The sequence below is a fragment of the Deltaproteobacteria bacterium genome, from assembly GCA_016210045.1.
Classification (GTDB): domain Bacteria; phylum UBA10199; class UBA10199.
In genome coordinates this window covers 1-25,736 of sequence record JACQUX010000041.1, presented here as the reverse complement: position 1 = coordinate 25,736, position 25,736 = coordinate 1, and the positions used below count along the sequence as shown (strand labels likewise).

Sequence of the window (25,736 nt, the reverse complement as noted above, 5' to 3'; positions counted from 1 at the left end):
ACTAGTTCGCTAGAAATTCAGCGCTAAATAGATGCGGCGGCCTTGGCGATCCACGAGCAGCAGCAAACCTTCGCGTTCGTTGAATTGTTGGATCGCTGCTTTGAACGCCGCGACGTCTTTCACCGGCTTGCGGTTGAATTCCAACAACACGTCGCCTTCCCGCAATCCCATTTGGGCCCCGATCCCTTGCGGATCGATTTCGGTGATCACGACGCCCTCATTGGCCTCGGTGCGATATTTGCCGCGCAGTTGATCGCTCAATCCTTCTACCGCAATCCCCAATTTTTCCGTGACGCCGGAGGATTCCTTCGCGACCTTTTCATCCGGTCGCGCCGCGAGCGTGACGCTGATTTCTTGACGCGCGCCATCGCGCAGCACCGTGAGTTTGACGATCTTCCCGACCGGCGAGAACGCCACGTGGTTGCGCAATTCGTGCGAGTCTTTCACTTTCTTGCCGTCGATCTCGACCACGATATCACCGGTCTTTAGCCCCGCCTGTTCGGCCGGTCCGTTCGGCATCACTTCGGAAATCAGCGCGCCTTCCGCGCCTTCGAGTTTGAATTGTTTCGCGATCTCTTCCGTGATGTCTTGGAGATAGAGACCTAAGAAGCCGCGTTCGATTTTTTTGCCCGTGATCAGGCTTTCCATCACGCTGCGCGCAATGTTGGACGGAATCGAAAATCCGATCCCTTGATACCCGCCGCTGCGGGAGAAGATCGCCGTGTTGACGCCGATGACTTCGCCTTCGATGTTCAGCAACGGCCCGCCGCTATTGCCCGGATTGATCGCCGCGTCGGTCTGGATGAAGTCTTCATAGTCGGTGATATTGACGTTCGAGCGACCCTTCGCGCTGATGATCCCGACCGTGACGGTCTGCGACAGTCCGAACGGATTCCCCACGGCAATCGCCCAATCGCCCACTTGGACCTCGTCCGAGTTGCCGAGCCGCACGAAGGGGAGATCTTTCGCCGGATTTTGAATTTGTAACACGCCGACGTCGGTCTGCGGATCGGTGCCGACGACTTTGGCGTCGAAGCTGCGGCCGTCGCTGAGCGTAATCTTGATTTCATCCGCTTCCGCGACCACATGGTTGTTCGTCAGCACGTAACCCTTTTCGGAATCGACGATCATCCCGGAACCGAGTCCTTGGCGACGTTGATCGCGCTGGCCGTCGCTGCCGCCGAACGGATCGAAGAAGAAACGACGGAGCATATCGTCGCCGCCGCCTTCTCCCCCTCCGCCGCCGAACAGATCTTCGAACGGATTCATCATCGGACCGCGTCCGCGCCGCCCCGTCCGCTGCTTCACGACTTGCACCGTATTAATGTTCACGACTGCTGGCTGCACTGCCTTTGCAATCGCCACGAATGCGCTCGACGTCTTGCGCAACTCTTGGATCGATTCCTTCGAAGGCGGCGCGGGTGGCGGTGGTGGGGTTGTTGCCGGTGCCGCCGCTGTGGTGGCCGGCGGCGCCGGCGTTGGTCCGGTCGGTGTGGAGTTGTCGTTCAGCGCGTTGTATCCGCCCAGCGCCACGGCCCCGCCGAGTGCAGCGGCCACGAGATAGCGAACGGTCGTCGACATAAATGATCCCTCCGTTGTGATTACAGCGAGCGCAATATGAGGCGTTCCCCAGCCGTGGTCAAGTCTTTGTCCGCAGCGGAAATCGGTTGCATGAAACGATAGAGTGGATATGAGCATCCCATGCTCTGGACCTTATTCAGCGTGATTCTCCTCGATCTGATCGGTTTCGGTATCCTGATGCCGATCTTGCCGTTGCTGACCAAGGCTTACGGCGCGTCCGGGACGACGCTCGGATTATTGATCGCCGTCTACGCCGCGATGCAGTTCCTGTGCGCCCCGCTGTGGGGAAAACTCTCCGACCGGATTGGGCGCAAACCGGTTATGCTGCTCACGATCGTCGGCGGCGGTATTTCATTCGTCATCCTTGGCATGGCCGACTCGATCCTTGGCCTCTTCATCGGTCGCACGTTGGCCGGGATTTGCGCGGCGAACATCGGCCTCGCGACGGCCTACATTGCCGACGTGACCGAAGAAAAAAATCGCGCTGCAGGAATGGGACTGATCGGCATGGCCTTCGGCGTCGGCTTCATCATCGGTCCCGCGTTGGGCGGCGTGTTGTCGCCGTTCGGATTTCGCGTCCCGATCTTGGTCGCGGCCGGCTTGAATGGACTCAACGCCGTGCTGGCATGGTGGATCTTGCGCGAGCCCGCGCGCCACGTCAGCCGCGCCGATGAGTTGCCGCACGCGGCACTGCTGGCGCGGCCGCAATTGCGCCGCTTCGGATGGTGGAATTTTCTCCTGACGATGGGAATCACGCAGTTGGAAACGGTCTTGGTGTTGTGGCTGGCCGATCGCTATTTCTACGACGGCCGCCACATCGGTTATATCCTCGCGTACACCGCCGTGATCATGGCGCTGGTGCAAGGCGGCCTGATTCGACGACTGCGTCACACCGCCGAATTGCCGATCATCATGCTCGGTGCCGCGATCTTGGGCGTCAGTCTGCTGGGACTTCCGCTCGTGCACGGCCTTGCGTTGTTGCTGCTGTTGTTGGGCATCGGCTCCATCGGACGTGGACTCTGCCAACCGATGTTACTCAGCCTTGTCTCGAAGCTCGCGACACCGGCGGAACGCGGCGCGGTGATGGGCACGTTCCAAGCCGCCGCGAGCCTATCGCGTGTCTTTGCGCCCGCCATCGCCGGCTGGTTGTACGACCGCTACCCGCTCGCCCCGTTCCTGTTCGGCGGCGCGGTCATCGTCTGGGTCGGCGTGCAAGCACGGCTGGTGGAAGGACACGGCAAAATGCAAAATGAAAATTGCAAAATGCAAAGTGGGTAAATGTCCGAATCCGCCATTTTGCAGTTTGCACTTTGCATTTTGACTTTTGCATTTCCTAAGGAGAACTCCCATGCCCTCATTCGACGTCGTCTCGGAACTCAATTGGCAAGAAGTCGACAACGCGGTGAACCAAACCATGCGTGAGATCGGCCAACGCTACGATTTCCGCAGCAGTCAGAGCGCCCTCACGATCGAAAAGAAGGAATTGAAACTCGTGGCCGACGACGACTTCAAGGCCAACGCGCTGCTCGACATCTTCCGACAGAAATGCGCCAAACGCGGCATCGACTTGAAAGCGCTCGACGTCGGCGCCTTCGAACCGAGCGCCGGCAGCAGTTTGAAGTGCACCATCAAAGTAAAGGAAGGCGTCCCCACCGACGAGGCCAAGCAGATCGTGAAGGCCATCAAAGAAGCGAATCTGAAAGTGCAGGCCCAAATCCAAGACCAACAAGTCCGCGTCACCGGCAAAAAGAAAGACGACCTCCAAGCCGTGATGCAACTCCTCCGCACCGGCGATTTCGCCGTTCCGCTACAATTCACCAACTTTCGGGATTGAGCGAATGCGCTACTCGTTTTTGGTTGTGTGGGTGTTTACCTTCTGGAGTGTCAACACTGCAGCATTCGCCAGCACTGTGCAGACGGTACCGGTGCAGCGGATTGGTGCCCTCGGGCCCTACACGTCCGTGCTCGATACGTTGCTCATCGGCTTCGACGCCAAGACCCTGACCGCGCGTGGTTTTCATCGCCCACCGCATGAAATCAACGGCGTCAAACCATGGACACAGGACATGCAGGCCGATCAATCCGTATCACTGTCCGATGGTCTACTCGTTGCTCCGCTGCCCAACGATCGCAACCAAGTCTTGTTGCTGCTATCGCTGGAAGCGGAAACGGGACAAGAGTATGGCATCCTGGCGCTCGTAAACATTGTGCCGCAGCCGCACACCACCGCCACCCTCGGCGTGCAAAAAGACCGTCGTTTGGATTTTTTTACCGAGGATCGTGTCCATTTCTATTCCATTGCCGATGGGACCTCAGCGGTCTTCGTTGACAACCACCATTCGAACACGGGCGAAACGTTTCAGAATCTCACGCTGATTGGCGTCACCGCCACCGGCTTGCATTCGATCTACGACGGTCCCGACTTGTATCACTATTCCTCTGCGGCGGACGGATGCGCCCACGTCATGAAACCACAGTTTCAGCCGCTGGCCGCCCGTCACGGGGGTTATCACGACATCCAAATGACCGTGGTCCAATCCACCACATGTAGCCACCGCCCCCCATCGCTCAAGACCTACCCCGCCACCCTCCAATGGAATCCCTCCCGCCAAAAATACATGGGCGGCTCCAAGGCGCTGAGCAAAGCGGTTGGCGCGATAGCTGGGGAATAATTTCCCGCGCCCTTTAACGAGAATCTTATTTGGGATTGTGTTCGTGGAGTTGTTTCGGCTTGTGGTGTGGGAGTGGGGATGAGGCGGCGATGTGTCGAAAGGTGAAGTAGATGAAGCTGGCGAAGGCGGTGGCGGTGAGCCACCACCAATGGGGTGGCGGTTGATGTGTGGCAGCGGCGTAATCGAGGTATTGGAGGCCGGCGGCCGCAGCGGCGAATTTGCCGATGGAGAACATATGAAAAAAGAGAAATCAATCGCTGACGTCAATCACTTGGTGGTGTTTAAGAAAAAATCGATTCGAAGGACTTTGCACAATAATGAGTGGTGCTTTTCGATTACCGACGTTGTGGAGGCCTTGACTGACAGCTCGAATCCTCGGCGTTACTGGTCAGATTTGAAGTCTCAATTGCACGATAAAGAAGGATTTTCTGAGTTGTACGGAAAAATCGTACAACTGAAATTGGCGTCCTCAGACGGCAAGAGATACGAAACCGACTGCGCCAATACGGAAACGCTCTTTCGAGTCATCCAGTCCATCCCCTCCCCGAAGGCAGAGCCTTTTAAGCGACCTTCCCCCCAAAAACTGAGCCAGTTGTAACTGGAAAGAGTCCCTACTAAAGCCCGCAGGGGCAAGGAGGGACGCATGAAACGGAAGCGCTTCACCGAGGAGCAGATCATCGGGATGCTCCAGCGGTGGGAGGCCGGGCAGACGGTCGCGGATCTGAGTCGAGAGGGAGGGGGCAGTAGCGCAACACTGTATGAGTGGCGCAAGCAGTATCAGGGCATGTCGGTGTCGGATGCGAAGCGGTTGAAGGCGTTGGAGGATGAGAATCGCCGGTTGAAGCACATTGTGGCCGACCTCACGCTGGACACCATGGCGCTCAAGGATGTGCTCTCAAAAAACTGGTAAGGCCCGCTGCACGCCGTGCAGCGGTGCGTTACGTGCCACAGACGTATCGCACGAGTGAGCGACGGGCCTGCACCACACGGGGAGCCGCCCGAGCCAGTCACCGGTATAGGCAGAAAGCGTGTGGCGATGCCGCCTTGTGTGGGCGGATCCGCGCGCTGGCGGCACAGCCTGTGCGCTGGGGCGCGCCCATTCTTCATGCGGTCTGCAAACGGGAGGGGCTGGTCGTGAACCACCAACGCACGGAACGACTCTCTTACCGCACGCTGGGGTTGAGTCTGCGCAAACAACGGAAGAAGAAACGGCCGAGCCATGGGCGCATCATGATGCCGCCCCCCGCGCACCCGAACGACCGCTGGTCGATGGATTTTGTCCATGACCAGTGTCGCGATGGACGGCGCATCAAGTGTCTGACACTTGGCGACGACTGTACGCGAGAGGCATTGGCCATCGATGTCGCGCGCTCACTGCGCGGAGTCCATGTCGTTGCCGCACTCGATCGCATTGCGGCACCGCGCGGGTATCCCACACGCCTGGTCATGGATCATGGCACCGCGTTGACATGTTTGGCGATGGAAGACTGGGCCACGACGCACGGGGTGAAACTGGATTTTATTGATCCGGGCAAACCGGTGCAGAACGCCTATCGCGAGTCGTTCAATGGCCGCTTCCGGGATGCGTGCTTGAATCAGGAGATGTTCCGAGACCTCGCCGACGCGCAGCGGAAGATCGCAGACTGGCGCTCCTTGTACAATAACGTGCGCCCGCATAGCGCACTGGACTCTCAGACACCGGCGGACTATGCGGCACAATGGAAGCTCAACAACAGGGACTCTCTGGTTGAAACTGGTACATAAAAAGGGGGAAGGTCAGGAAAGCGCGGGATGTCAAAGAAGATCCGGAATACGCCATCTTGACGGCGGAGATTTCCAAAGCGGCCTTCGACATGACACCAAGCGAGTACAAGAAGTTCAAAAGACTGGACCGACAGAACCTCCGAAAAAAATGAACGGAGAAACAACATGACAGAAACCCATTTGGTGGTTTTCAAGGGCAAGCAGATCAGAAAAATCATTCACAGTAATGAATGATTTTTTTCTGTTATCGATGTGATTGCCGTCTTGACCGACAGCTCAAACCCCAGAGATTACTGGTATAGGATGAAAGTCAGGGTGGCGGCGGAAGACGGAGCCGAGTTGTCGATATTTTGTCGACAACTGAAATTATAAACTCTCTCTATCTCAGATCCTGCGCACCACACGCCGCTACACCCCCGCCAACACCAGCTTTCCGAAGAAGTCGCGGGAGTGCATTTTTTGGTGGGCGGCTTTGGCGTCGGGGAGGGGGAAGATGGTGTCGACGACGGGTTTGAGTTGGCGTTCTTCGACGAGGCGGAGGACGCGCAGCAGTTCGTGTTTGGCGCCCATGTAGGAACCGAGGATCGAGTATTGGCGCACGAAGATGAAGCGTAAATCGAGCGTGACGGTGGGGCCAGTGGTGGCGCCGCAGAAGACGACGCGGCCGCCGGGCGTCAGCGAGGCCAAACTTTCGGTCCAAGTGGTGGGGCCGATGTGTTCGAAGACGACGTCGACGCCGCGGCCGTGGGTCAGGGTTTTGACGTCGCGATGGAACGTTGGGTTGGTCTGATAGTTGACGCCGGCGTCGGCGCCGAGTTCCAGCGCGCGCGCAATTTTTGTTTCGCTGCCCGCAGTCACGATGACTTCGCTACCCATCAACTTCGCGATTTGAATCGCGGCGCTGCCGATTCCGCTGCCGGCACCATGTACTAACACGGTTTCGCCGGGTTTCAGTGCTGCGCGCGTGATCAACATGTGCCACGCGGTGAGAAAGACGAGCGGGATCGCGGCCCAATCGGTCGCGCTCAATTCGCGGCCGACGATAATGACATCCTTTGCGGGATGGACGCAATATTCGGCGTAACCGCCTTGGCGTTGAAAGCCGGTGACTTGGTAATCGTTGCAGAGACTGTCGTTGCCGCTCAAGCACGCGGCGCAATTGCCGCAGCTGACGCCGGGCGAACAGACGACGAAATCGCCGACTTGCGGCTGCTCCACGCCCGGCCCGAGCGCGGCGATCGTGCCGACCGGTTCGCAGCCCAAGATGTGCGGCATCGGGAGCGGGATGCCGAGTCCTTGACGGGTCCAGAGATCGAGGTGGTTCAATCCGCAGGCCTCGACTTTGACGAGCACTTCGCCGGGACCGGGTTCCGGTGTCGGGAGTTCACGATACTGGAGGACATTGGGACCGCCATGCTCATCGAACGCTATCGCTTTCATAGTCGACTCCTACGGCAGTCGTTTCAGCGTTTCTGCCAGTTGTTCGTCGTTATGCAAGGCCGGGCAATCCACGAGCTGGAGTCGTCGGACGGGTGTGCCCTCGGGGACTTCGGTCGGCAGGCGTTCGCCGTATGCCACGGTGAGCGGCTGTTTCGGTGCGAATGTTTTCTGTTGTTCAAACCGTTCCACGATTTGGACTTCGCCGGTGGAGCGTTCTCCGTATTGTCGTCGGTAGTCGGCCACGATGAAACATGCGGTTCCGCTCGGTTCCACGATCGTCGATTTTCCTTCGGCCACGGTCACTTTCATCGCTGGCTGCCCGGTGATGGCCAATTCCTGTTCGCCCGGTTTGACATGTTGGCTCGACCACGATCGTTTCGGTTCGCAATGAAACGCCTCTTTGCCGATGCGCCCCGCCATCGGTTGGTCGAGTTGATTGATGATCGTGACGTTGCCCGTCAGCTGGGCGCATGCGCTGCACCACGCGGTCAGACTCAACAAGAACAGCGCGGATGGTAATCGAGCTGGGCGCATAATCACTCTGTTACAGTAAAGTATTGAATCGCCTGTCGCCACTCGCCGGGGGTGGCGGCCAACTCCACAGTGACCAGTTCTTCAATGCGCTGCAACTTAGTAGAGCGGAGGATGGGCGTCAACCAGGGGCTGACGTCCGTTGCGCGCAAGCCCGCCGTGAGGATCGACTCCAATTTGTTGTGCAGCGCAGTGGCTTGTTCCGGTCTTGGGGCGATGAGCTGCCAGCGCAGCCGCAGTTGCGTGTCGATCACGGCCTGGCTGGTGACGGAGGCGATCAGCGGTTGGAACGCCGGTGCGAGGGCGTGGAGCAGGCCGCGGTCCGTGATCGCGCTCCAGCCGAGCAGCGTCGTGTCGGCTGATAGATTGTACTTTGGTATCGTGTATTGCGGCGGTGCGGTGCGTGCTCGGCCGGCGATGCGTTGTTGACAGACCGCCGGACCGACGCTGAACACGGATGGCGCTACGGGAACGCACGGCATGCCGAGAGTGGCCAGCAGCGGACAGGGCGATAGCGTGGGCGCGGCGGTCTCCAGCAAGAAACAGGGCGTCAGCGTGCCTTGCGGGGTGCGGAGTTGAAGAATTAACAGCAGGCGAATCGCGGCGCCGTTGTCGACCAACGGTTGGCGGAGCATCGTGACGGCGGCGGCGTGCAGCAGCGGTGCGAGGGCGTCGAGAATTTCCGGATTGGCAGCGACGGGTGGGACGTCGATGAAAAAATAGGCCCCGACGCCATGGGGCGCGAGGCGGGCCAAATACGCGGCGTGGTCCGCGAGCGGCGCTGCGGTGTCGGGCGGCGTGAGTTGGATCAACGCATGATCATGCAGCGCGAGCAGACCGGCTCCGAGGAGTATGCACACAAACCAACGCCAGCATCGAGCACGCATGAGCAGGCCACCTCAGGTGGTTGCCAACCATGACTTGGCGAACGTGGTCAGTGTGTCGCGCGCGCGATTCGCGGCCATATGGAGCGATGAGAGCGCGCCGATCAGACTCGGCTGCCGTGCGATGGCGCGCAGCAATGCGCCGATCGCAATACAACCACTTTCATCCAGCGGAGCGAATCCCTCCGGCAGCGGGACTTCGACCGGATCCACGATGGCGCGCGCCACCAGCCACGGGACATGCGCGTATTCGGCCGCTTCGATAAACCCGCGTCCTTCCGTCGAGGCCGCAGCCGCGCCGTATTGGGTCCCCGCAAATGCCTTTTCATGCGGCGACGACACGGGTTGCTCGTGGATTGCAACGATCCCTTCGCGCAGCGGGAGCTCGGCCGCTGTGGCCGCTGCGTTGCCGTGACGAAGTGCCGCTTCGGATGTTGTCCAACGGTGCTGTCCGTCCGCCGTGATCAATTCCTTGCCGAGAATTAGATCGCCGACGTGGATGTTCGGCAGTGTCCCGCCGCCGAAGCCGAGCAACAATGCCGCAGTGGGACGAAAGACGCGAAAACAGTACGTGGCAATGGCCGCGAGCGCGGGTTCACCCAATCCGGCGCGGATGAGACACAACTCGTGGCTGCCGATCTTCCCGTGCCAGAGTCGACTCGCGCCTAAATAGACGGTGGTGTCGATCTCCAGTAATGGATGGAGATGTTTGATTTCTTCGTGGAGCGGTGCAAAGATGGCCTGCATGGAACGCGCGTATAACAAGCGCGTGCGCGACGCGCAATGAACAATCCCATTCAGGAGTCGAACTTATGAAGACTAATTCCGCAGACTGTTTTGCCGCCGCACAACGCGTTTTGGTCGGCGGCGTGAATTCCCCAGTGCGTGCTTACAAGGCCGTGGGCGGGACGCCACCGTTCATCCAGCGCGGCGCGGGCGCGTATTTGTGGGACGTCGAGGGGAAACGGTACACCGATTACGTCTGCAGTTGGGGCGCGATGATCTTGGGCCACGCGGCGCCGAGTATCGTCACGGCAGTCCAACAGGCGGCAACGGAGGGTCTCAGTTTTGGCGCGCCGACGGAGCGCGAGACGATGCTCGCGCAACTCATTCAACATGCGATGCCGACGTTGGAGCGAATCCGTTTCGTCTGTTCCGGGACCGAAGCGACGATGAGCGCGATTCGATTGGCGCGTGCCGCAACCGGGCGCGACACGATTCTAAAGTTCGCCGGCTGCTATCACGGACACGCCGATTACTTGCTCGTCAAAGCAGGGTCCGGCGCCCTGACCGGTGGCGAACCCGATTCGGCCGGAGTCCCCGCCGATTTCGCGCGGCATACCCTGGTGGCGGAATACAACGACGCGGCCGGGGTGCGTGCGCTGTTTCAACAACACCCACGCGAGATTGCGGCCGTCATCGTGGAGCCGGTCGTCGGCAATATGGGCTGCGTGCCGCCGACCGCTGAGTTCCTGCCGGCGCTGCGGGCACTCTGCGATACATACGGCGCGTTGCTGATTTGCGATGAAGTCATGACCGGATTCCGTGTGGCGCTCGGCGGGGCGCAACAACACTACGGCGTGCGGCCGGACTTGACGTGCTTAGGCAAAGTGATCGGCGGCGGACTGCCGGTCGGTGCTTACGGCGGCCGCGTCGATTTAATGGAACGCGTCGCCCCGTTGGGACCGGTCTATCAAGCGGGGACGTTGGCCGGGAATCCGTTGGCGATGGCCGCGGGGATCGCCGCGTTGCAAGGACTCCAAGTGCCGGGGGCGTTCGAAATCTTACAGCAACGGGCGCAACAACTGGCCGAAGGATTGGCGGACGTGTGTCGCAGTGTGAATGTTCCTTGTCAAACGGTGCAAGTCGGGGGGATGTGGGGATTCTTCTTCACCGATCAGCCGGTCCGCTCACTCGCCGACACCGCGCGCTGCGATGCCGCGCGCTTTCGCCGTTTCTTTCACGCGATGTTGCAAGCTGGCGTTAATTTGGCGCCGTCGCCGTTCGAAGCGAGTTTTGTTTCGCTGGCACATTCGACAGAGGATATCGACCAAACGCTCACTGCCGCGCGCGAGGCGCTTGCAGGCTGTTGAAAAAGGTCCATCTGCGTTGTTGGCCCGCCCGTCCGCGATCCTCACGTACAACCGAGTACGCTCCGGTCGCGGACGGGCGGGCCGCCTAGCATCTGGGCCTTTTTGAACAACCTGCTTTGGCAACTTGGCGCACTACAGCTTCCAACTGAAGCCAACACCAGTTTGCAGATTCGCGGCGGTCTTGTTCAGTCCGACGCGCAAGAAGGTGTCGAGCTGCATCGCCTCGGTGATCCGCACGCCGGCGCCGGTACCGAAGATATGCGGGCCTGCTTTGCGATCATGCAGCGGCTCTGCGCCCGCCAACTCGACGAACGTGTTGATGCGGTGCTCCCAAAACGGCAGCGCGCGCCGCACCGCTGCGCCGTACAGAAAGCGGGCGAAGCGATCACCGGCTGCGTCGCGTCGCGGGTAATCGAATCCGGCGTTGGTATCGAGTCGAAATTCTGCCGGGAGTTCCCACGCCGCGATGGCGCGTCCTTGTGGGACCAACGTATTATTCGAAACGTTGTCCGAGCCGGTCGGCACGGCGAGATCGGCCACCAGCCCGACGGCGGGGAGGAATCCGCCCCCTTGCACGATTGCCCACTTGGTGCCGAACGCCAAGTCGCCGAAGCCACGCGTCGTGCCGCCGCCACTCACGCTTTGAAACGTGAACAAATTGCCGCGCACGCGCAGTTCCAATGGATCGATCACGCCGAAGCGGACTTGAGTCGGGAACGCAATCGTGGACACCGAGCCGGGCGTGTCGCTTTCCACTTGGTAATCGAAACTGGTCTCGACTTGGAAACGTCGTTTGCCGACGGTGTCCAGATCGAGCGTCGCACGCGGCCGTTCCGCCGTGATGACCGTATCGTCTCCGTACCATCGCGGCGTTGGTGCTGCGGTCGGTGGATTCGGTTGCGTCGTCTGGAATTTCGGAGTCGCTATGGCTTTCGGTGCTTTGGTCGACGCTGCTGCGCGCGTGGCCGTGGTCTTCGTGGAAACAGACTGGGGCGATGTCGCAGTATCGTCGATGTTCCGCTCTTCGAACTGTGAACCGGCGGTGACCCCCTTCGCGTGCACGACATGAGTCGCAGCCAACGTCCCGGTCAGGACGGCCACGGCGATGATCTTCGTATAATGTTTCGGCATACGCGTTTCCCCCTATATATAATGATACATTGTACGCCTCATAACATGATTCCCAGGGTCGTGCCTACGGAAACTTGAACGCCCGAGCCGTGAGGTGGCGTGTCCCCACTCGGTACGGCTTTGTGTGGAGGTCGACCGAGTAACCAGCTGGAATGAAACCCCTATCTCGTCCGACGGAGTAAAATTCCGTGGCATAGTGATTGCTTTTTATCCGGCGTATGCGCCTTGCCGTTCATCCGTGGTCGTGGTTCGTGCGTCGGCTCCTCAGGTACGCGCTGCTCTGCTGGCTGATGCCGGCCACGACGCTGGCGGGCGGGTCAACGTCCCAGCCACCTGCCTCGCTCTGTCCCGTGCCGGCGCCGGGCGAATGCGTCTATCGGTACGAATATCAGGCCGGGACGACTGGGGTGGCCACGCTCGACAGTAAGTATCTGCTGCCGATGGTGGCGATTCTCCAATCGATGTCGCCGACCATGGTTACCAAGCAAGTCCCTGTGTTAATGACCGATCCGAACAACGCGGCTGCGAAAGGTGTGGCCGACGTGATCGGCAAGAGTTGCACGCTGAAGGCGATCTGCTTTTCGATGAACTATCAGGGACTGAATGGGATCACGTGGCAAGTGGATGATCCGGTGACGATCACGGTGCATGCGGAAACTGCGCAGGCCGGGATTCCGATCGTGCTCGATTTTCGCGGGCCCAAGGGCGAGCAGACGACGCTGAGCGCGAAGGGTGGGACGTTCAAGACGGACTTTGCTGCCAGCAAGCCGCCGTGTGGTCTGACGTTCGCCGGGAGTCACATCACGGCCGCGGGATTTAAGGTCGCACAAATGCCGGGCGATGGGATTTGTGACGTGGCCGGGGTTGTAGATTTGAATTTTTCCGACATGACGGCCACACAGAATGGCGGCGACGGGATGGTCGTGAATAGCGATGGCGCCACGGTGGCCGAATCCACGTTCACCGGCAATGCCGGGGATGGATTGGTCGTGAACGGCGATGCCGTTCAAGTCGAAGCAGTCGCGGCCAACGGGAACGGCGGCAACGGGATCACGGTGCGGGGCGATAACACCCAACTCATCGACGTGGAGGCCAGTTACAATCATCAGACCGGGATCGATTTGCTTGGTTCCAACACGACCATTGCCGGCGCGACGGTCCTGAACAACGAGCAGTTCGGGATTCATAATCACGATGGCACGACCGGCAACACAATCGACGATGCCGTGGTGGCGGGCAATTTGGCGGGGAATATTCAAGACGATGCCGGCTCGTTGGTCGTGGGTCCGAATGTGACCGAAAACTGTCCGGCGGGATTTGTGGAAATGAACCGTGCCTGTAAACGCGAGTGCCCGAACGGGCAGTTCGATTTCCTGGGCGACTGCGTGGCCGCGTGTCCAGCCGGTTACGCAGCCGATACAATTGGAATTTGTCGCTACACCAATAACGCCGCGCTCTTTGCGATCGTGCCGTCGTGGCAACTCGTGCCCGCGAATGGCGGGTGTAGTTTGACGGCCGCGGCCGCGTTTGAATCGGCACCGCTTTCGCCGCGTCCTGCTCGGACGTTGGCGAATCTACTGGCGATCACAGGGCTCGTCTTACTTGCGACCGCTCTGAATCGCGCCAAATTTCTTCGCGATCTCCGCTAATGTACGTGCCTGCAATGCATTTGCTTTGCGTTCCCTCTCCCTGTTGGGGAGATGGCTAGGGTGAGGGGGAGGATGCACGTGGCTGATTGCACTGGTGGTCTCTTCCTCACCCAACCCTCTCCCCAATGGGAGAGGGAAGTGGATGCCCCGCCCTTTTGGGCGGGGCGCATTCATCGCCGCCAACTGATTCCTAAGCCGGTTTGAATGCCTTCGGCGGCGGCGGTCAGGCCGACGGCGGCGAAGGCGTCGAGTTGCAGGTTGGGAGTGATGAGGAGCGCGGTGCCGGTATTGAATATGTGGGTGTCTGGTTTATCGGCATGCGCGGGGACCGTTCCGGCGGCCTCGACAAACACCCGCCAGCGGTCGCGCAGGCCGGGGATGGGGTGGCTGAACGCGGCGGAGTAGAGGAAGCGGGCGAATTTATCGCCTGCGGCGTCGCGGACTGGGATGTCGGCCCCGACATTCATCCCGAGCGCCAGATCGCCGACCACGTCCCAATCCGCTAATATTTTTAACTCCGGCTCGACGCCGTTGGCCGAAAATTCGTCGTTGCCGGTCGGAACGCCGAGATGCGCCAACACGCCGAGCGACGGAATACCACCGCTTCCGTCGGTTAAGTGCGCTTTCATTCCGAACGCCAAGTCGGTGAGACCGTGCGTGGTGCCCATGCCGGATTCGCGTTGCACGGCGAACATATCGCTCTCCAATCGCACTTCGAGCGGCTCGCTGATCCCGAACCGCAGCAGCGTCGGTGCACTGTAGAAGTGGGTGGTGGTGCCGCTGTCGTGGTCGCGACTATACGCCACGCTGGTTTCCAGTTGAAAGCGGTGCCGTCCCACAGTGGAGCTGGCTTCGCTGATATCGGGCCGATCGGTCTCTAGCGCGGCCGCGAAGTCGTCGCGCGGTGGATGGTTGTCGAATGTTTCGCTGTACGCCGGCGGCGCCGCGCCGAGCGTCGCCGTGATCGCGAGCACTGTAGCAAGAAAAAGTCCTGGCCCGGTGTTACTATTTTCCATATGCGGCTCCGGTGATGCAGGCCGCCACTTCGCGACTCACGACGCGTGTGTCGCCGCGCAGATCGAGGACGAGCGGGCCGTTGAAGGGTTCCAACCGTTGCACGCGAATCCGCGTGCCCGGAATCAGGCCTTGTTCTTGGAGATAGTGCAATAACTGTGGATCGTGCGCGGTGACTTGGCGAATCGTTACCGTGCTGCCGGGTTCGAATTCCAACAGCGAGCGGCCGCGCTGTAGCGGAATGGTCCCGTCTTTGCGCGGGATCGGCTCGCCGTGCGGGTCCGTGGTGGGGCGTGCCAATCGTTGATCAAGCAGTGATTCGAGTCGCTCCGAAATGTAATGTTCGAGGACTTCGGCTTCTTCGTGGGCCTCGGCCCAATCCATCCCGAGTTCGTTGATCAGAAACGTTTCCAACAGGCGATGATGACGCACCACTTCCAACGCGACGCTCATCCCTTGCGGAGTCAGCCCAATGCGGCCCTCGTTGTCCCGCCGCACCAGGCGCAGACTGGTCAGGCGTTCGACCATGTTGGTGACCGACGGTGGCGCGACATTCAGCGCTTGGGCCAATTTGCCGATCGGGACTGGGGCATTGGTGTCGCGTTCCAAGCGGTAACAGGCCTTGATGTAGTCTTGAATCGCGGGACTGATTTCGGCCGACGGCAGCGGATGCGTGCTCATATATAATTTTCTCCTTGCAAGTATTAGGCTAGGCTAATATGGTTTATTAGTCAAATTGAATATCATGTAATAGGTGGGAATATCATGATGAAGGAGTCCCCAATGCCACCGACGCCCGCGACCGAAATTGCCGACCCGTCCTGGCGCCTGCCGCGGGCGAGCCCCTCGTTGCCGGAAGTACATCGCTCCGTTGGGGTTCCTTCAGCCGCCTCCTTTTGGCGCAAGATGTTGGCCTTTGCGGGCCCCGGCTATTTGGTCGCTGTGGGCTATATGGATCCCGGCAATTGGGCGACCGATCTGGCGGGGGGGGCGCAATTCAATTTTGCGCTACTGTCGGTGATCCTCCTCTCCAACATCATGGCCATGGTGTTGCAGGCGCTGTCTGCGAAGTTAGGCATCGTGACCGGGCGAGACCTCGCGCAGGCCTGTCGCGACCACTACACCAAACCGGTCGGCATTGCGTTATGGATCTTGTGTGAAATTGCTATCGCCGCATGTGACTTGGCCGAAGTCATCGGGTCCGCCATTGCGCTGAACTTGCTGTTTCAACTGCCACTCCTGTGGGGCGTCTGCCTCACGGCCGGCGATGTCCTGTTGATCTTGTATCTGCAGAATAAAGGATTTCGGTATGTCGAGTGTCTGGTGATCGGTCTTATTGCGATCATCGGTGGCGCGTTTTTGACGGAGATTATTTTGTCGCGTCCCGATTTGGGCGGCATTGCGCGTGGTTTTATCCCCAGCGTGGAAATATTGCGCAATCGCGAAATGCTCTATATCGCGATCGGCATTCTCGGGGCGACGGTGATGCCGCACAATCTCTACTTACACTCCTCGATCGTCCAGACCCGCAACTATCCCGACACGGTGGCCGGGAAGCGGATGGCGATTCGCTATGCCACGCTCGATTCGACGATCGCGCTGTTCATTGCGCTCTTTATCAATGCGGCCATCCTTATCGTTGCCGCAGGGGTCTTTTACCGCCACGGTTATCATGACGTCGCGGGGATTGAACAAGCGTATGAACTCTTGAGTCCGCTCTTGGGCGTCTCCTTCGCGAGTTTTCTGTTTGCGTTGGCGCTGCTGGCCTCCGGTCAGAACTCGACGTTAACGGGAACGCTCGCGGGACAAATCGTGATGGAAGGGTTTCTCCGTCTCCGTATCTCTCCCGTGTTGCGCCGGTTGATTACGCGTCTGGTTGCAATCGTGCCCGCGGTGATCGTCACCGCGTTGTACGGCGCGAAGGGAACGGGCCAACTCCTGATCTTAAGTCAGGTGATCTTGAGTTTGCAGCTCTCGTTCGCCGTGTTTCCGCTGGTGCAGTTTACGAGTAGCCGCGCCAAAATGGGGACGTTTGCCAACGGATGGTGTTTGAAATGCATTAGCTATACGATGGCGTGTTTTATCGCTGCGCTGAATGCCTGGTTATTGTATCAAACGTTCCGTGCCTGGTCCGCGTAACGTTTTAGGGAGATCCCATGTATCGTCGCATTCTTGTCACGCTGGATCATAGCGCCGTCGATGAAACGATTCTTCGGCACATCGAACAGCTGTCCGTGCATATTCAGAGCGAAATTATCTTGCTGCATGTCGCGGATGGATGGGCAGCGCGTTATCAAGACGATTTAGCGCTCAAGGATTCCGAAGAGATCCGCGAGGATCGTGCCTATCTGGTCCAGATGGCCGCGCGGCTACAAGCGCGCGGAATGCATGTGCAGCATTTTTTGGCGAAGGGGAACCCGTCCGATGAAATCATTAAGTTCGCCAAAGAGCAGCAATGCGATCTGATTGCGATGTCGACCCATGGGCATCGCTTCTTGGCCGATTTGCTTTATGGCACGACAGCGACCAAAGTCAGACACGCGGTAGAAATCCCCGTATTGCTGATTAAGGCCTCGGCAGAAGCCGTCGCTTAGCGGGATGGAATGGCGGCAGTCTCCGCGACAGGTGCATAGGCAGCCATCGGGGCCTCGAGCAGCTCGTGGATCGGGATATGGAGATCACCTTTCCGGAGCTGCTGACGCAATTCATTGAGGCGCTCGGGCGGGAGTTGGTCGGTGCGGATGCCCGACTGTTCCAACGCGGTCGTGACTGGCGTAAACCAATCGCGGACTTTTCGATAGACGTCGCGGTAGAGATGCAGCACGCCGTCTTGGACGACGGCCGTGGCGTAAATCACATTCACCGGGACGGATTGGTCGAGGTTCACAATAAACGTGCTGCCGCGGTTGCGGCGATATTTTTCCAGCAATGCCGGGTCGCTTTGCATCGTCAGTCGCGTTTGCAGATACCACGCCAGCGCCGTGGCGTCGCGATTGCGCATCCGGAAGCAGCCATGCGAGGCCGCGGTGCCGACGGAGCTTTCTTTGTTGGTGCCGTGAATGCGAATGCCTTGTCCCAGCGGCAACTTGACCGGACCGAGCGGATTCCCCGGGCCCGGTGGGGTGACGGATGCGCCGGCGGCCCACGGGCTGGGCGGCGGATACCACCACGGATTCCATTCGATGCGCGTAATCTGATCGTCCATCACGATACTTTTATAGGCTGGAGCGCCGATCGCGACGGGATATTGCGCCACTACACGGTCATTTTCGAACAGCGTCAATTCGCGTGCCGGAATATTAATCGAAATCCGCAACGGACTCACCATCACGGCCGTCGGTGCTGGGACGTCATCGGCGGGATTGATCGCCTCCTCGGCGCCGCAGGCAGGGCGCGCGAAGCCGATGTGTAGGGTGCCGAGGAACAGGATCGCGGCGAATCCGGAGCGGAGTGTGCGCATAGGTGTCCTATGCAGCAGCAGTAAGTATGCCAGGAGAGTGAGCGAGACGTCGACGGGCCTAACTGTTTGAAATGCCTACGCGGCGATGCGGATGCGGAGCCAGCGTCAGAAACGACAATAGCACTCCGCTGGGTACTCGAGTACTCCGGCGGTCGCTTTATACCCCGCCGCGCGATACCCGGATCAGTGGCGGAGGCCGCGTGGGATGCAGCAGCGCTCTATCAGGATAAAGCCATATTCAGTGGCGATCGCGAGCAACGCGGACGGGATGGCGCCGCGCAGGATCATGCCGGTGTGATTCAATGCGAGGCCGGTCACGATCGGTTCGCCGAGGCCTCCGGCGCCGATGAACGCGGCGAGCGTGGCGGTGCCGATCGCGATCACGGCAGCGGTCTTGATGCCGGCAAGGAGCATCGGCGTGGCGAGCGGGAGTTCGACCACGCGTAATCGTTGCCACGCCGTGAGTCCGATCGCGTCCGCGACTTCACGCAACATCGGTGAGACGCTCTGCAGCCCCGTGTAGGTATTGCGCACGATCGGGAGCAGTCCGTAGAGCAACAGAGCGGTGATCGCCGGCAGCGCGCCGATGCCTAGCAGCGGGATCATGAATGCCAACAGCGCGATGCTGGGAATGGTTTGCAAGAGTCCGAGGAGAGCGAGCGCGGGACGTGCGGCGCGCGGGCACCGTGTGAGCAGGATGCCAAGCGGGATCCCCAGCAGCAGCGAGGCCGCAACGGCGATCGACGTGATCAGCAGATGTTCTGCGAATAAGCGATAGAGCGGCCGTGCCGACGAGGATGGAGCGGCTGCGGCGCCCACGAGATGTTGCGCGATTAAAAACTCCCGCACGATGGCGGGGATCGGGCGTTGATCGATTTCGGCGGCAGCATTCAGTGCGCGCATCGCCGGCGCGTCGATTCGGTCGCGCAGTTGCGCGAACAGCGGAGTGAGTTCCGGATAGCGTGACACCGTTGCGGTGCGCCACAACGGGACGGCCAGATATTCCGGGAAAAAGTGGTGATCGTCGTCCAGTATGGCCAGTTGATACCGGGCAATCTTGGCATCGGTCGAATAGGCGTCGATCACGTCGACGTCGCCGTTGCGCAGCGCCTCGTAGGCCAGGCCGTGGTCCAAGCCGCGCACGGCTGGTGGATGCAGTCCGTACGCGGCGGCCACGGCCTGCCATCCATCACGCCGTTCCAAGAATTCATGCGACAGACCGTAGCGCAGCTCCGGTCGGGCGCCGAGCGCGCTGATCGTCGTGACGCCGGCCGCCGCCGTGTCCGCGCGGACGGCCAACGTGTACGTGTTGTTGAACCCGAGCGAGGGTCCGATCGTCAGTTGCAACGCGGCTACGAGTTGGGCGTTGATGGCGGCTGGGGCCAACGGCGTGGGACTGTGCAGGATCTCTTCCTGAATCGTTCCTGTATATTCGGGATAGAGATCGATCGCGCCGTTCGTGATCGCCTCGACGCAAATTTTCGTTCCACCGAGATTGAAACGGCGTTCGACTCGATAGGCCGTGTTTGTTTCGATGAGCTGCGCGAAGAGTTCGCCGAGGATGTAGCCTTCCGTGAAGCGTTTCGCGCCGACGCGAATCGTGCCGTTGGCCGACGCGAGTGCGGGGAGTAAGCAGAAGAGACAGCATGCCAAGAGGCTGCGGCGGATCATAACGCCTTCTCATTCACAAATTCTGTGACCAACGGAGTGGCCGGAGCCGTGCGGAGCTCGTGGGGCGTTCCGATTTGCACGATGCGTCCGGCGTCGAGCAGCGCGATTCGGTCAGCGAGCAGTGTGGCTTCGCGCACGTCATGCGTTACAAAGACGATCGTTTGCTGCAATCGTTCCTTCCAGCGCGCAAATTCGTGCTGCATCGTGCGCCGTGTGATCGGGTCGAGGGCGCCGAACGGTTCGTCCATCAGTAAGAGCGGCGGATCCAGAAACAGCGCGCGGGCGATGCCGACGCGCTGTTGTTCGCCGCCGGAGAGGGCTGCGGGAAAGCGCGGGCCATAGTGGTCGGGGGCGAGGCCGACGAGTTCCAACAGGGTGGCGCATCGCGCCGCGTCGTGCGCGCGATTCCGTGGACGCATGAATCGACCCGGGAGTGTGACGTTGTCGGCAATGGTGAGGTGTGGGAAGAGTCCGACGTGTTGAATCACATAACCGATGCGGTGTCGGAGTGCCGACAAGTCTCGATAGTCGATCGGGGTGCCGTCGATGCGGACGTGCCCGTGTTGCGGAGCGAGCAGTCCATTGATCATTCGGAGCAGTGTCGATTTGCCGCTCCCGCTGCGTCCCAACAACGCCAGTGTGGCGCCGCGCTGCACCGTGAGCGAGATATCGTGCAGTCCCGATGCGCTGTTCGGATAGCAATACGAAAGATTCGTACACGTAATGGCGGGCGGGACGGTTTCCATGCGCCGCTCAGTCGTGCATATTGCCGCTGAGGACCATCGAGAGCATCTCGCCCAGATCGGGACGCTCTTTCCCGTTGAGCAACAACTTTCCGCCTTGATACGCCACCGCGCAGCGCAGCGTGTCGTGTGCTTCGTCGAGTACGACCCAGGCGCCCAATTGTTGCATTGCGAGATCGAAGCTGTTTGGACTGATCGCGTCGACGACTTTTTTGAGTCCGGCGAGTTTGTCGACACCGAACGACAGTTCTGCGGTCCCTTGTTGCTGCGCGCGTGTGCCGATCCGGTGACCGATTTGCGTCAATGCTTCGGCTTGTGCCTTGAGGTCGGCGCCATCCAACAACGCGCGTTCTTCTGTCGTGAGCGTGAAGTCTGAAAGATCCAACGCGCCGTGCAACTGCACAGTGCTGTCGAAGCCGAGGCTGCCGCCTTGCAACGTGAGCGCCAGTTGGGAGCGATACGGTTGGAAGAAGGCCATCACGGCCTCGCTGCCGAGTGCGGCTGCGCCTTTCTGCAGCACGGCAATGCCTTGCGCCTGGAGCTGTTCCCACGGCACCGCCGTGTTCCCTTGCAGCGTGAATTGCGCATTGGAGATTTTTTCAATCGGCGACGGCGGATTCAGTGTCTGCTCCACGATGGTGCCGCTGAAGGAGCCGTCGCCCCCCTGAGCGCCTAACTGTGCTTGCAGTTTGAGATCGCGATATTCGCCATGCGTTCCTTCCCCTTCCATCGTGATCCGTGCAATCGAAAATTGCTGCGCCGCCGTGTGTGGATATTGCGCAATCACCATCAACAGCGTGCGCGGGACGTTCATCGCCTCGGGTGCTTGTTGCATCGCGGCCAAGACTTGTTGCTGGTCTTTCAACAGTTCGAGATACGTGGCGTGTCGATCCGTGCCCTTGCCGGACCATTGCAGGTCGGTCAGTTCGATCCGGCCCACGGTCGGCGCCCCGATCTGCATCGTGTCGAGTTTGAGCTGTGTCGTGAACTGCACGCCCGCGGGATCGTCGTGCAGCGACCCGGTCCCTTGGCTGGTCCCGACGACCAGTCGTTCGCGGCCGTTGGCATCGGTCCAGGTCATCCCTTGCCAGTCATATTGCAGATCCCGCGGGGCCAAGCCGCTCTCCAGCCACGCGGTCATTAATGTTTTGACGAGCCGATTATTCGTTTCGAGGTCGGGCAATCCGGCCTTCGCATCGGTGAATGCCTCGCCCAACGGCGCTACGAGTTTCTGAAAATCTTCACGGGAACGCTCCGTCATGTTGAGCTGGGTCGTGAAGCGGAGCGGTTGAATCTTAAGCCGCCCCTCGGCGAATTCCCCGGTGCCCATGCCCCAATTGGCGCTGATGGTGATCGCCCGCTGCGCACCGACGGCCTTCGATTCGAGGACGAATTGCGGCGCTTCCCAACTGAACGTTTCGGATTTTCCCGACTCCTTCAGCGGCGGTTGCACGGTGATTCGCTTGGCCTGCAACGTTACGTGGTCGGGAACAAATGACGCGCCCATCGCGGCGCGGAGCACGATACCGCTCACCTCGAACTGTCCCGGTTTGCGGGGCTCCTCAGCCGCAATGGCTTGGGAGAGTGAACCGATTTCCAGCGAGCTCAATTCATCGTGATGTTTGAACGTGAGCGCGACATCGTGCAACGTCAGTGGGGTCGTGCTGTTCGGAGGCATCAACGTTGCGGTCTGGCCGAGCAACATGACACCGGCCCGCCACGGGACGACGTGGATCGTGGCATCAGTGAGTGTCAGTTCCGCCGCTTTCCCAAACGCGCCGACCGCGATTTTCAAATCGCCCAATTTCGCGACCGGCCACACGGCGCCGCTGATAGTGGGAGCGAACGGCGGGAGCACAAATTCGAGTCCGCCGAAGTGAACCGTTTGGCCGCCGGCATACTGCTGCACTCGTTTCTGCAATTCCATCCGAGTAAAGAGGACGGCCACAATCGCGAGAACCCCCAGCCCGCCGATGACGAACCAAACGCGTTTCGATGTTTTCATGCGCGCGTGCTTAATCCAGCGAGGGGAAAAGGGAAAGGGATTTTCCTAGGGTACGCGGATTGAAATGTGAAGCCCGTATCCCGGGCGAGGAGCGAGGGGGGCTTGTGGGCCGTTCGCCTCGCGTTACGGCGCTCGGCTTACTCAGCAAGCTCGGAGTGCAGATTTCATCCGTGCATCGTGTTTGCCGCCGTCCACCGGACGCCGTTTGCCACTCCGCACCCTCGCTCGGTCGGGCTTCAACCCCATAGATCTCCCTCGCTCAGACTCGCCCGCAAGCCCCCCTCGCTCCTCGCCCGGGCTCACATATTGTACGCCGCAGTTGTCTTCGTTGGGCTGATGACCGTGTACTTGACGCGAACTCGCGACGCAGTTTTCACTTCACACTGCCGACCACTCAATACGTAAAACCTACATGCCATGGCTCGTCCAAAACGCATCAATAGAAGTGTCGTCAGACCACTGTTGTTGGAAAGAGGGATTCAGGAGGAATCGCTGGTAAAGCCGTCTGGCTACATTCTCGCAGGTATGAATCATCTGCCATTCCGATTCAGTAGGCATTGCCATGTCAGAGAGATGGTCATAGTCACATCTCAGTTTATAGATATCTGTGCACTCCGATTCCGACACATTACGGAACTCGTTGTCATCACGGGTAAGAAAAGCGGTTCGCCGGGCGAATATCTTTCCAATATCGTGCTTACCGGGCTTCACAAATGCCTCAATGGCTCTTACAAGTGCTGGCAACCGCCAGTTAATCATCTCCAATTCCATTGCATGGACGAAATTACGTAAACCAAAAATGATTCTCTGATAATGGCGCATTCTGAAATCAACGCGGACTTGCTCATTGGCGTTGCGGAGTGCTCGCCAACTCGCGAGATGGTCGGTCGTCAATGCGATAAAGCGATTATCTCCCTGGTGGTACCAACGGCAGTAACCACTCTTACTTTCAATTCTGATACCATCGGCAGCGCGTGTTCCCGTGAGGATCACGGGCTTGTCACACTTGAAAGACCCGGCAACTTTCAGAGCATGCCACCAATAGACCGCTTGGTCTTGAATGCTTTGGTTCTTATGGTTCTGCACCGAAGGCGTCGCTGTGGGGTCTTTCACGATGAGATAGAAACCAGCTTCCACTATTTCTTCCCACAGGATTGTCCCAAGCCATAGCTTCCAATGGAGATCGGGCAAGTTCAATTGTGTCGTAAGAATGGTATTGGGCGCGAGGGGCAACCAATGACCACTTGGCAGCTCATGAAAGAGCCCCGGCATGATGAGCAACGCAAATTTATCTTTGGAAGCGAGAAATGTTTTCATACACTAACCGTAACCGTGTTTATAACAATAGTGCAGGGGTCTATGATTGTTGGCGCTCCGCCTTCGATGCCCATTTCGTGCATGACTTGCCGAGCGACGCGTGACGTTGATGTCGGTGACCAATTCTTTGTGCTCAATGAGTAGCCATTCAGCCCGACTCGCTGTTTATTTGTGGCGAAGACACCACAGTGAATAGGGAAAACAAATACCCCGGTGAGGACAAAAGTACAATACACGGAATACTGCGTCTGTCGTGCAGCCGGCGGTGGGCTATGCACGCGGCTTGTCTTCGCCGGATGGATCCACTACGTTGCCATCCACCTATGGAGGCTTGCTCAGCTGAAGATCGCGACTGGTTGCGGCGTGGTGTGGATATTTGGATGATTCGTGCGAATCTGCAGCTCTCCTATGAAGCGCGGATTGCGCAGCATCAGGACACGCTTGACACGATCATGGCGTTACAACAAATGAGGTCGCAGCAGGAATCGGTGCATCATGCAGAATCTCCAAGCGCTCATTGAGTTCCTCGTTAAGAGTCCGCTGGATTTTGTGTTGATCGGCGGCTTCGCCGCGGTGCTGCATGGATGCAATCAGACCACATACCAGTCTACCTGGTCGGGTTGGCGTTTCTCGTGTTGCTCCTGAGGCGATCTTGAACAGGCTCTTAAAGGAGACGAAGCTCCGTCACCGTTAGGTGCAGTATCCTGTCCGTTCGAGCTTCATTTCTAACGTCGGTCACGAATTGCCTTAACCCAGCCTTCCAGCGCCTCGATGTCGGCCTTGAGTTCCGCTGGCTCGGGCACCGGCGCACGCGCCGCCGGTGCCTGGTCGTGGAGCCATTTCGAGCATTTCGTCATCGCCGCATGGAGACGGGCGCAGCTGCCGCAACCCTCTCCGGCACGTGCTCCTTCTTGAGCGGAACGATGTCCTGTGGTTCGGCGAGCGTCCTGATGTCGTCATCGGAAAGGTCGCCGTTCAGAACGAGGCGGCGCAGGGCGTCGCGCTGCCAGGCCGGGCGGTCCTGGGACCACTCAACGAGTTCTTCGAGAACGGTCATGGTCGCGTCACCGAGTCGAGAGCGATCGCAGGTGCCTCGCTGCGCTCATCGTCCATTCCATACCTGGTCACCAGCGCGTCGTGCAGTTCGCGCGCCTGGTCGGCGGGTACCGCGTCGCCGAGGCTCGTCAGGCCGAAGCCGAGGCAGATCTCGATATCTTTCTGCGAGAGGTAGTTCTCATGGATCAGGACCTCGCGGATCTGATCCGCGGGATCGGGATACGCGCGTTCATCGGGATCGTGGCTCTCGATCAGGAACTCGCGGTAGCAGTGCTCGATGACCGGCTTGGAGTGCGTCTGGATCTCGTCCACGACGCGCAGGATCTCAGTGATCTTGGTGTCCAGCGCCACCTGGGTGCTGAAGAAGATGTTGCCGTTCGGGTGCGCGGTGTCGTTGCGGTCGTCCACCAGCTTGGCGTAGGTGCCGATCTTGCCGTTGTCGCAGGCGATGAGCTTGAGGAAGCGCAGGATGCTGCGCTCGTTCACGGCGCTGAACACGAAGGGCGAAGTGGCTTCGAGCAGGCTCTTCTCGATGTCCTTGCCGAAACCGATCAGGCCCATCGCGAAATCCTTTGGCGTCGTCTGCTTGATCTGCCAGATATTGAAATAGACGAAGCTCATCGTGAGCATGTGGTAGCCGAGGAAGGCGAACTTATAAATGCCTAGCGAGTAGTTCGTCTCGAAGGCGTCCCACAGGAACTCGATGTACTCCTGCTCCTTCGGGG

General features: G+C 59.5%; 26 protein-coding genes. 10 read left to right on the top strand and 16 right to left on the bottom strand.

Annotation, left to right across the window (positions count from 1 at the left end):
* Positions 1-9: 9 nt before the first annotated feature.
* A complete protein-coding gene (locus HY696_12150) occupies positions 10-1,581 on the bottom strand; it encodes a DegQ family serine endoprotease (protein MBI4239149.1) in 1,572 nt (523 codons plus the stop codon).
* A gap of 120 nt (positions 1,582-1,701) precedes the next feature.
* Here HY696_12150 and HY696_12145 point away from each other — a divergent pair, with 120 nt between their 5' ends.
* The 3 genes from HY696_12145 (at position 1,702) to HY696_12135 (ending at position 4,253) form a co-directional block, all read left to right on the top strand.
* Positions 1,702-2,859, top strand: a complete 1,158-nt coding sequence (locus HY696_12145; protein ID MBI4239148.1) for an MFS transporter — start codon at positions 1,702-1,704, stop codon at positions 2,857-2,859.
* A 70-nt stretch (positions 2,860-2,929) separates the two neighbouring features.
* Entirely contained in the window at positions 2,930-3,415 is a 486-nt protein-coding gene (locus HY696_12140) for a YajQ family cyclic di-GMP-binding protein (GenBank protein MBI4239147.1), read from the top strand.
* Positions 3,416-3,491: 76 nt separating this feature from the next.
* A complete protein-coding gene (locus HY696_12135; protein ID MBI4239146.1) occupies positions 3,492-4,253 on the top strand; it encodes a hypothetical protein in 762 nt (253 codons plus the stop codon).
* A gap of 25 nt (positions 4,254-4,278) precedes the next feature.
* Here the strand turns inward: HY696_12135 and HY696_12130 are convergent, their stop codons facing one another.
* Complete coding sequence (locus HY696_12130; GenBank protein ID MBI4239145.1) at positions 4,279-4,488, bottom strand: hypothetical protein; 210 nt, start codon at positions 4,486-4,488, stop codon at positions 4,279-4,281.
* On the opposite strand from HY696_12130, the gene HY696_12125 reads away from it, so the two are divergent.
* Entirely contained in the window at positions 4,489-4,851 is a 363-nt protein-coding gene (locus HY696_12125; GenBank protein MBI4239144.1) for a Bro-N domain-containing protein, read from the top strand. It abuts the gene before it with no gap.
* Between the two features lie 45 nt (positions 4,852-4,896).
* Positions 4,897-6,017 (top strand): IS3 family transposase gene (locus tag HY696_12120; protein ID MBI4239143.1). Its coding sequence is split into 2 segments (ribosomal slippage): positions 4,897-5,149 and positions 5,149-6,017, totalling 1,122 coding nucleotides; the frame shifts between segments, so codons are not numbered across the junction.
* 408 nt (positions 6,018-6,425) lie between these two features.
* Here the strand turns inward: HY696_12120 and HY696_12115 are convergent.
* The 4 genes from HY696_12115 to HY696_12100 are packed head-to-tail and all read right to left on the bottom strand — an operon-like array spanning position 6,426 to position 9,619.
* Positions 6,426-7,457 (bottom strand): zinc-binding dehydrogenase, encoded by a 1,032-nt coding sequence (locus tag HY696_12115; GenBank protein ID MBI4239142.1) that lies wholly within the window; start codon positions 7,455-7,457, stop codon positions 6,426-6,428.
* A gap of 9 nt (positions 7,458-7,466) precedes the next feature.
* Positions 7,467-7,991: a hypothetical protein gene (locus tag HY696_12110; protein MBI4239141.1), complete on the bottom strand. Its 525-nt coding sequence runs from the start codon at positions 7,989-7,991 to the stop codon at positions 7,467-7,469.
* A 2-nt stretch (positions 7,992-7,993) separates the two neighbouring features.
* Positions 7,994-8,875 (bottom strand): hypothetical protein, encoded by an 882-nt coding sequence (locus HY696_12105; protein ID MBI4239140.1) that lies wholly within the window; start codon positions 8,873-8,875, stop codon positions 7,994-7,996.
* A 12-nt stretch (positions 8,876-8,887) separates the two neighbouring features.
* Complete coding sequence (locus HY696_12100; GenBank protein MBI4239139.1) at positions 8,888-9,619, bottom strand: hypothetical protein; 732 nt, start codon at positions 9,617-9,619, stop codon at positions 8,888-8,890.
* 65 nt (positions 9,620-9,684) lie between these two features.
* On the opposite strand from HY696_12100, the gene hemL reads away from it, so the two are divergent.
* Entirely contained in the window at positions 9,685-10,965 is a 1,281-nt protein-coding gene (hemL, locus tag HY696_12095; GenBank protein MBI4239138.1) for a glutamate-1-semialdehyde 2,1-aminomutase, read from the top strand.
* A gap of 132 nt (positions 10,966-11,097) precedes the next feature.
* On the opposite strand, the gene HY696_12090 is transcribed toward hemL, so the two are convergent.
* Positions 11,098-12,096, bottom strand: coding sequence for a transporter (locus HY696_12090; protein MBI4239137.1), 999 nt, complete (start codon positions 12,094-12,096; stop codon positions 11,098-11,100).
* Between the two features lie 218 nt (positions 12,097-12,314).
* On the opposite strand from HY696_12090, the gene HY696_12085 reads away from it, so the two are divergent.
* Positions 12,315-13,745: a right-handed parallel beta-helix repeat-containing protein gene (locus HY696_12085; protein ID MBI4239136.1), complete on the top strand. Its 1,431-nt coding sequence runs from the start codon at positions 12,315-12,317 to the stop codon at positions 13,743-13,745.
* Between the two features lie 170 nt (positions 13,746-13,915).
* Here the strand turns inward: HY696_12085 and HY696_12080 are convergent, their stop codons facing one another.
* Together HY696_12080 and HY696_12075 are read right to left on the bottom strand one after the other, a co-directional pair.
* The gene (locus HY696_12080) at positions 13,916-14,761 is read right to left on the bottom strand and encodes a transporter (protein ID MBI4239135.1); all 846 of its coding nucleotides are present in this window, start codon (positions 14,759-14,761) and stop codon (positions 13,916-13,918) included.
* Positions 14,751-15,440: a metal-dependent transcriptional regulator gene (locus HY696_12075; protein MBI4239134.1), complete on the bottom strand. Its 690-nt coding sequence runs from the start codon at positions 15,438-15,440 to the stop codon at positions 14,751-14,753. Before HY696_12075 ends, HY696_12080 begins: the two co-directional genes overlap by 11 nt.
* Before the next feature lie 102 nt (positions 15,441-15,542).
* Between HY696_12075 and HY696_12070 the strand changes: the two genes are divergently transcribed.
* Both HY696_12070 and HY696_12065 read left to right on the top strand, forming a co-directional pair.
* Complete coding sequence (locus tag HY696_12070; GenBank protein ID MBI4239133.1) at positions 15,543-16,898, top strand: Nramp family divalent metal transporter; 1,356 nt, start codon at positions 15,543-15,545, stop codon at positions 16,896-16,898.
* A gap of 17 nt (positions 16,899-16,915) precedes the next feature.
* Positions 16,916-17,353 (top strand): universal stress protein, encoded by a 438-nt coding sequence (locus HY696_12065; protein ID MBI4239132.1) that lies wholly within the window; start codon positions 16,916-16,918, stop codon positions 17,351-17,353.
* Here HY696_12065 and HY696_12060 read toward each other — a convergent pair.
* From HY696_12060 to HY696_12040, 5 genes are all read right to left on the bottom strand, one after another.
* Positions 17,350-18,219 (bottom strand): L,D-transpeptidase family protein, encoded by an 870-nt coding sequence (locus HY696_12060; GenBank protein ID MBI4239131.1) that lies wholly within the window; start codon positions 18,217-18,219, stop codon positions 17,350-17,352. The genes HY696_12065 and HY696_12060 overlap by 4 nt on opposite strands.
* A 183-nt stretch (positions 18,220-18,402) precedes the next feature.
* Positions 18,403-19,890, bottom strand: a complete 1,488-nt coding sequence (locus HY696_12055; protein MBI4239130.1) for an ABC transporter permease subunit — start codon at positions 19,888-19,890, stop codon at positions 18,403-18,405.
* Positions 19,887-20,636, bottom strand: coding sequence for an ATP-binding cassette domain-containing protein (locus HY696_12050; GenBank protein ID MBI4239129.1), 750 nt, complete (start codon positions 20,634-20,636; stop codon positions 19,887-19,889). Before HY696_12050 ends, HY696_12055 begins: the two co-directional genes overlap by 4 nt.
* Before the next feature lie 7 nt (positions 20,637-20,643).
* Entirely contained in the window at positions 20,644-22,638 is a 1,995-nt protein-coding gene (locus tag HY696_12045; protein MBI4239128.1) for a hypothetical protein, read from the bottom strand.
* 408 nt (positions 22,639-23,046) lie between these two features.
* On the bottom strand, positions 23,047-23,955 hold the full coding sequence (locus HY696_12040) for a hypothetical protein (GenBank protein MBI4239127.1): 909 nt from the start codon (positions 23,953-23,955) through the stop codon (positions 23,047-23,049).
* Between the two features lie 323 nt (positions 23,956-24,278).
* Between HY696_12040 and HY696_12035 the strand changes: the two genes are divergently transcribed.
* Positions 24,279-24,476 (top strand): hypothetical protein, encoded by a 198-nt coding sequence (locus tag HY696_12035; GenBank protein MBI4239126.1) that lies wholly within the window; start codon positions 24,279-24,281, stop codon positions 24,474-24,476.
* A 332-nt stretch (positions 24,477-24,808) separates the two neighbouring features.
* On the opposite strand, the gene HY696_12030 is transcribed toward HY696_12035, so the two are convergent.
* Together HY696_12030 and HY696_12025 are read right to left on the bottom strand one after the other, a co-directional pair.
* Positions 24,809-25,012: a hypothetical protein gene (locus HY696_12030; protein MBI4239125.1), complete on the bottom strand. Its 204-nt coding sequence runs from the start codon at positions 25,010-25,012 to the stop codon at positions 24,809-24,811.
* The coding region (locus tag HY696_12025; protein MBI4239124.1) for a hypothetical protein at positions 25,009-25,736 on the bottom strand (728 nt) is incomplete at its 5' end. The genes HY696_12030 and HY696_12025, both read right to left, overlap by 4 nt.

Coding starts and splice junctions, on each gene's coding strand:
- HY696_12150 (MBI4239149.1), bottom strand. CDS start 1,581: ATGTCGACGACCGTTCGCTATCTCGTGGCCGCTGCACTCGGCGGGGCC.
- HY696_12145 (MBI4239148.1), top strand. CDS start 1,702: ATGCTCTGGACCTTATTCAGCGTGATTCTCCTCGATCTGATCGGTTTC.
- HY696_12140 (MBI4239147.1), top strand. CDS start 2,930: ATGCCCTCATTCGACGTCGTCTCGGAACTCAATTGGCAAGAAGTCGAC.
- HY696_12130 (MBI4239145.1), bottom strand. CDS start 4,488: ATGTTCTCCATCGGCAAATTCGCCGCTGCGGCCGCCGGCCTCCAATAC.
- HY696_12125 (MBI4239144.1), top strand. CDS start 4,489: ATGAAAAAAGAGAAATCAATCGCTGACGTCAATCACTTGGTGGTGTTT.
- HY696_12115 (MBI4239142.1), bottom strand. CDS start 7,457: ATGAAAGCGATAGCGTTCGATGAGCATGGCGGTCCCAATGTCCTCCAG.
- HY696_12110 (MBI4239141.1), bottom strand. CDS start 7,991: ATGCGCCCAGCTCGATTACCATCCGCGCTGTTCTTGTTGAGTCTGACC.
- HY696_12105 (MBI4239140.1), bottom strand. CDS start 8,875: ATGCGTGCTCGATGCTGGCGTTGGTTTGTGTGCATACTCCTCGGAGCC.
- HY696_12100 (MBI4239139.1), bottom strand. CDS start 9,619: ATGCAGGCCATCTTTGCACCGCTCCACGAAGAAATCAAACATCTCCAT.
- hemL (MBI4239138.1), top strand. CDS start 9,685: ATGAAGACTAATTCCGCAGACTGTTTTGCCGCCGCACAACGCGTTTTG.
- HY696_12090 (MBI4239137.1), bottom strand. CDS start 12,096: ATGCCGAAACATTATACGAAGATCATCGCCGTGGCCGTCCTGACCGGG.
- HY696_12085 (MBI4239136.1), top strand. CDS start 12,315: ATGCGCCTTGCCGTTCATCCGTGGTCGTGGTTCGTGCGTCGGCTCCTC.
- HY696_12080 (MBI4239135.1), bottom strand. CDS start 14,761: ATGGAAAATAGTAACACCGGGCCAGGACTTTTTCTTGCTACAGTGCTC.
- HY696_12075 (MBI4239134.1), bottom strand. CDS start 15,440: ATGAGCACGCATCCGCTGCCGTCGGCCGAAATCAGTCCCGCGATTCAA.
- HY696_12070 (MBI4239133.1), top strand. CDS start 15,543: ATGCCACCGACGCCCGCGACCGAAATTGCCGACCCGTCCTGGCGCCTG.
- HY696_12065 (MBI4239132.1), top strand. CDS start 16,916: ATGTATCGTCGCATTCTTGTCACGCTGGATCATAGCGCCGTCGATGAA.
- HY696_12060 (MBI4239131.1), bottom strand. CDS start 18,219: ATGCGCACACTCCGCTCCGGATTCGCCGCGATCCTGTTCCTCGGCACC.
- HY696_12055 (MBI4239130.1), bottom strand. CDS start 19,890: ATGATCCGCCGCAGCCTCTTGGCATGCTGTCTCTTCTGCTTACTCCCC.
- HY696_12050 (MBI4239129.1), bottom strand. CDS start 20,636: ATGGAAACCGTCCCGCCCGCCATTACGTGTACGAATCTTTCGTATTGC.
- HY696_12045 (MBI4239128.1), bottom strand. CDS start 22,638: ATGAAAACATCGAAACGCGTTTGGTTCGTCATCGGCGGGCTGGGGGTT.
- HY696_12040 (MBI4239127.1), bottom strand. CDS start 23,955: ATGAAAACATTTCTCGCTTCCAAAGATAAATTTGCGTTGCTCATCATG.
- HY696_12035 (MBI4239126.1), top strand. CDS start 24,279: ATGGAGGCTTGCTCAGCTGAAGATCGCGACTGGTTGCGGCGTGGTGTG.
- HY696_12030 (MBI4239125.1), bottom strand. CDS start 25,012: ATGACCGTTCTCGAAGAACTCGTTGAGTGGTCCCAGGACCGCCCGGCC.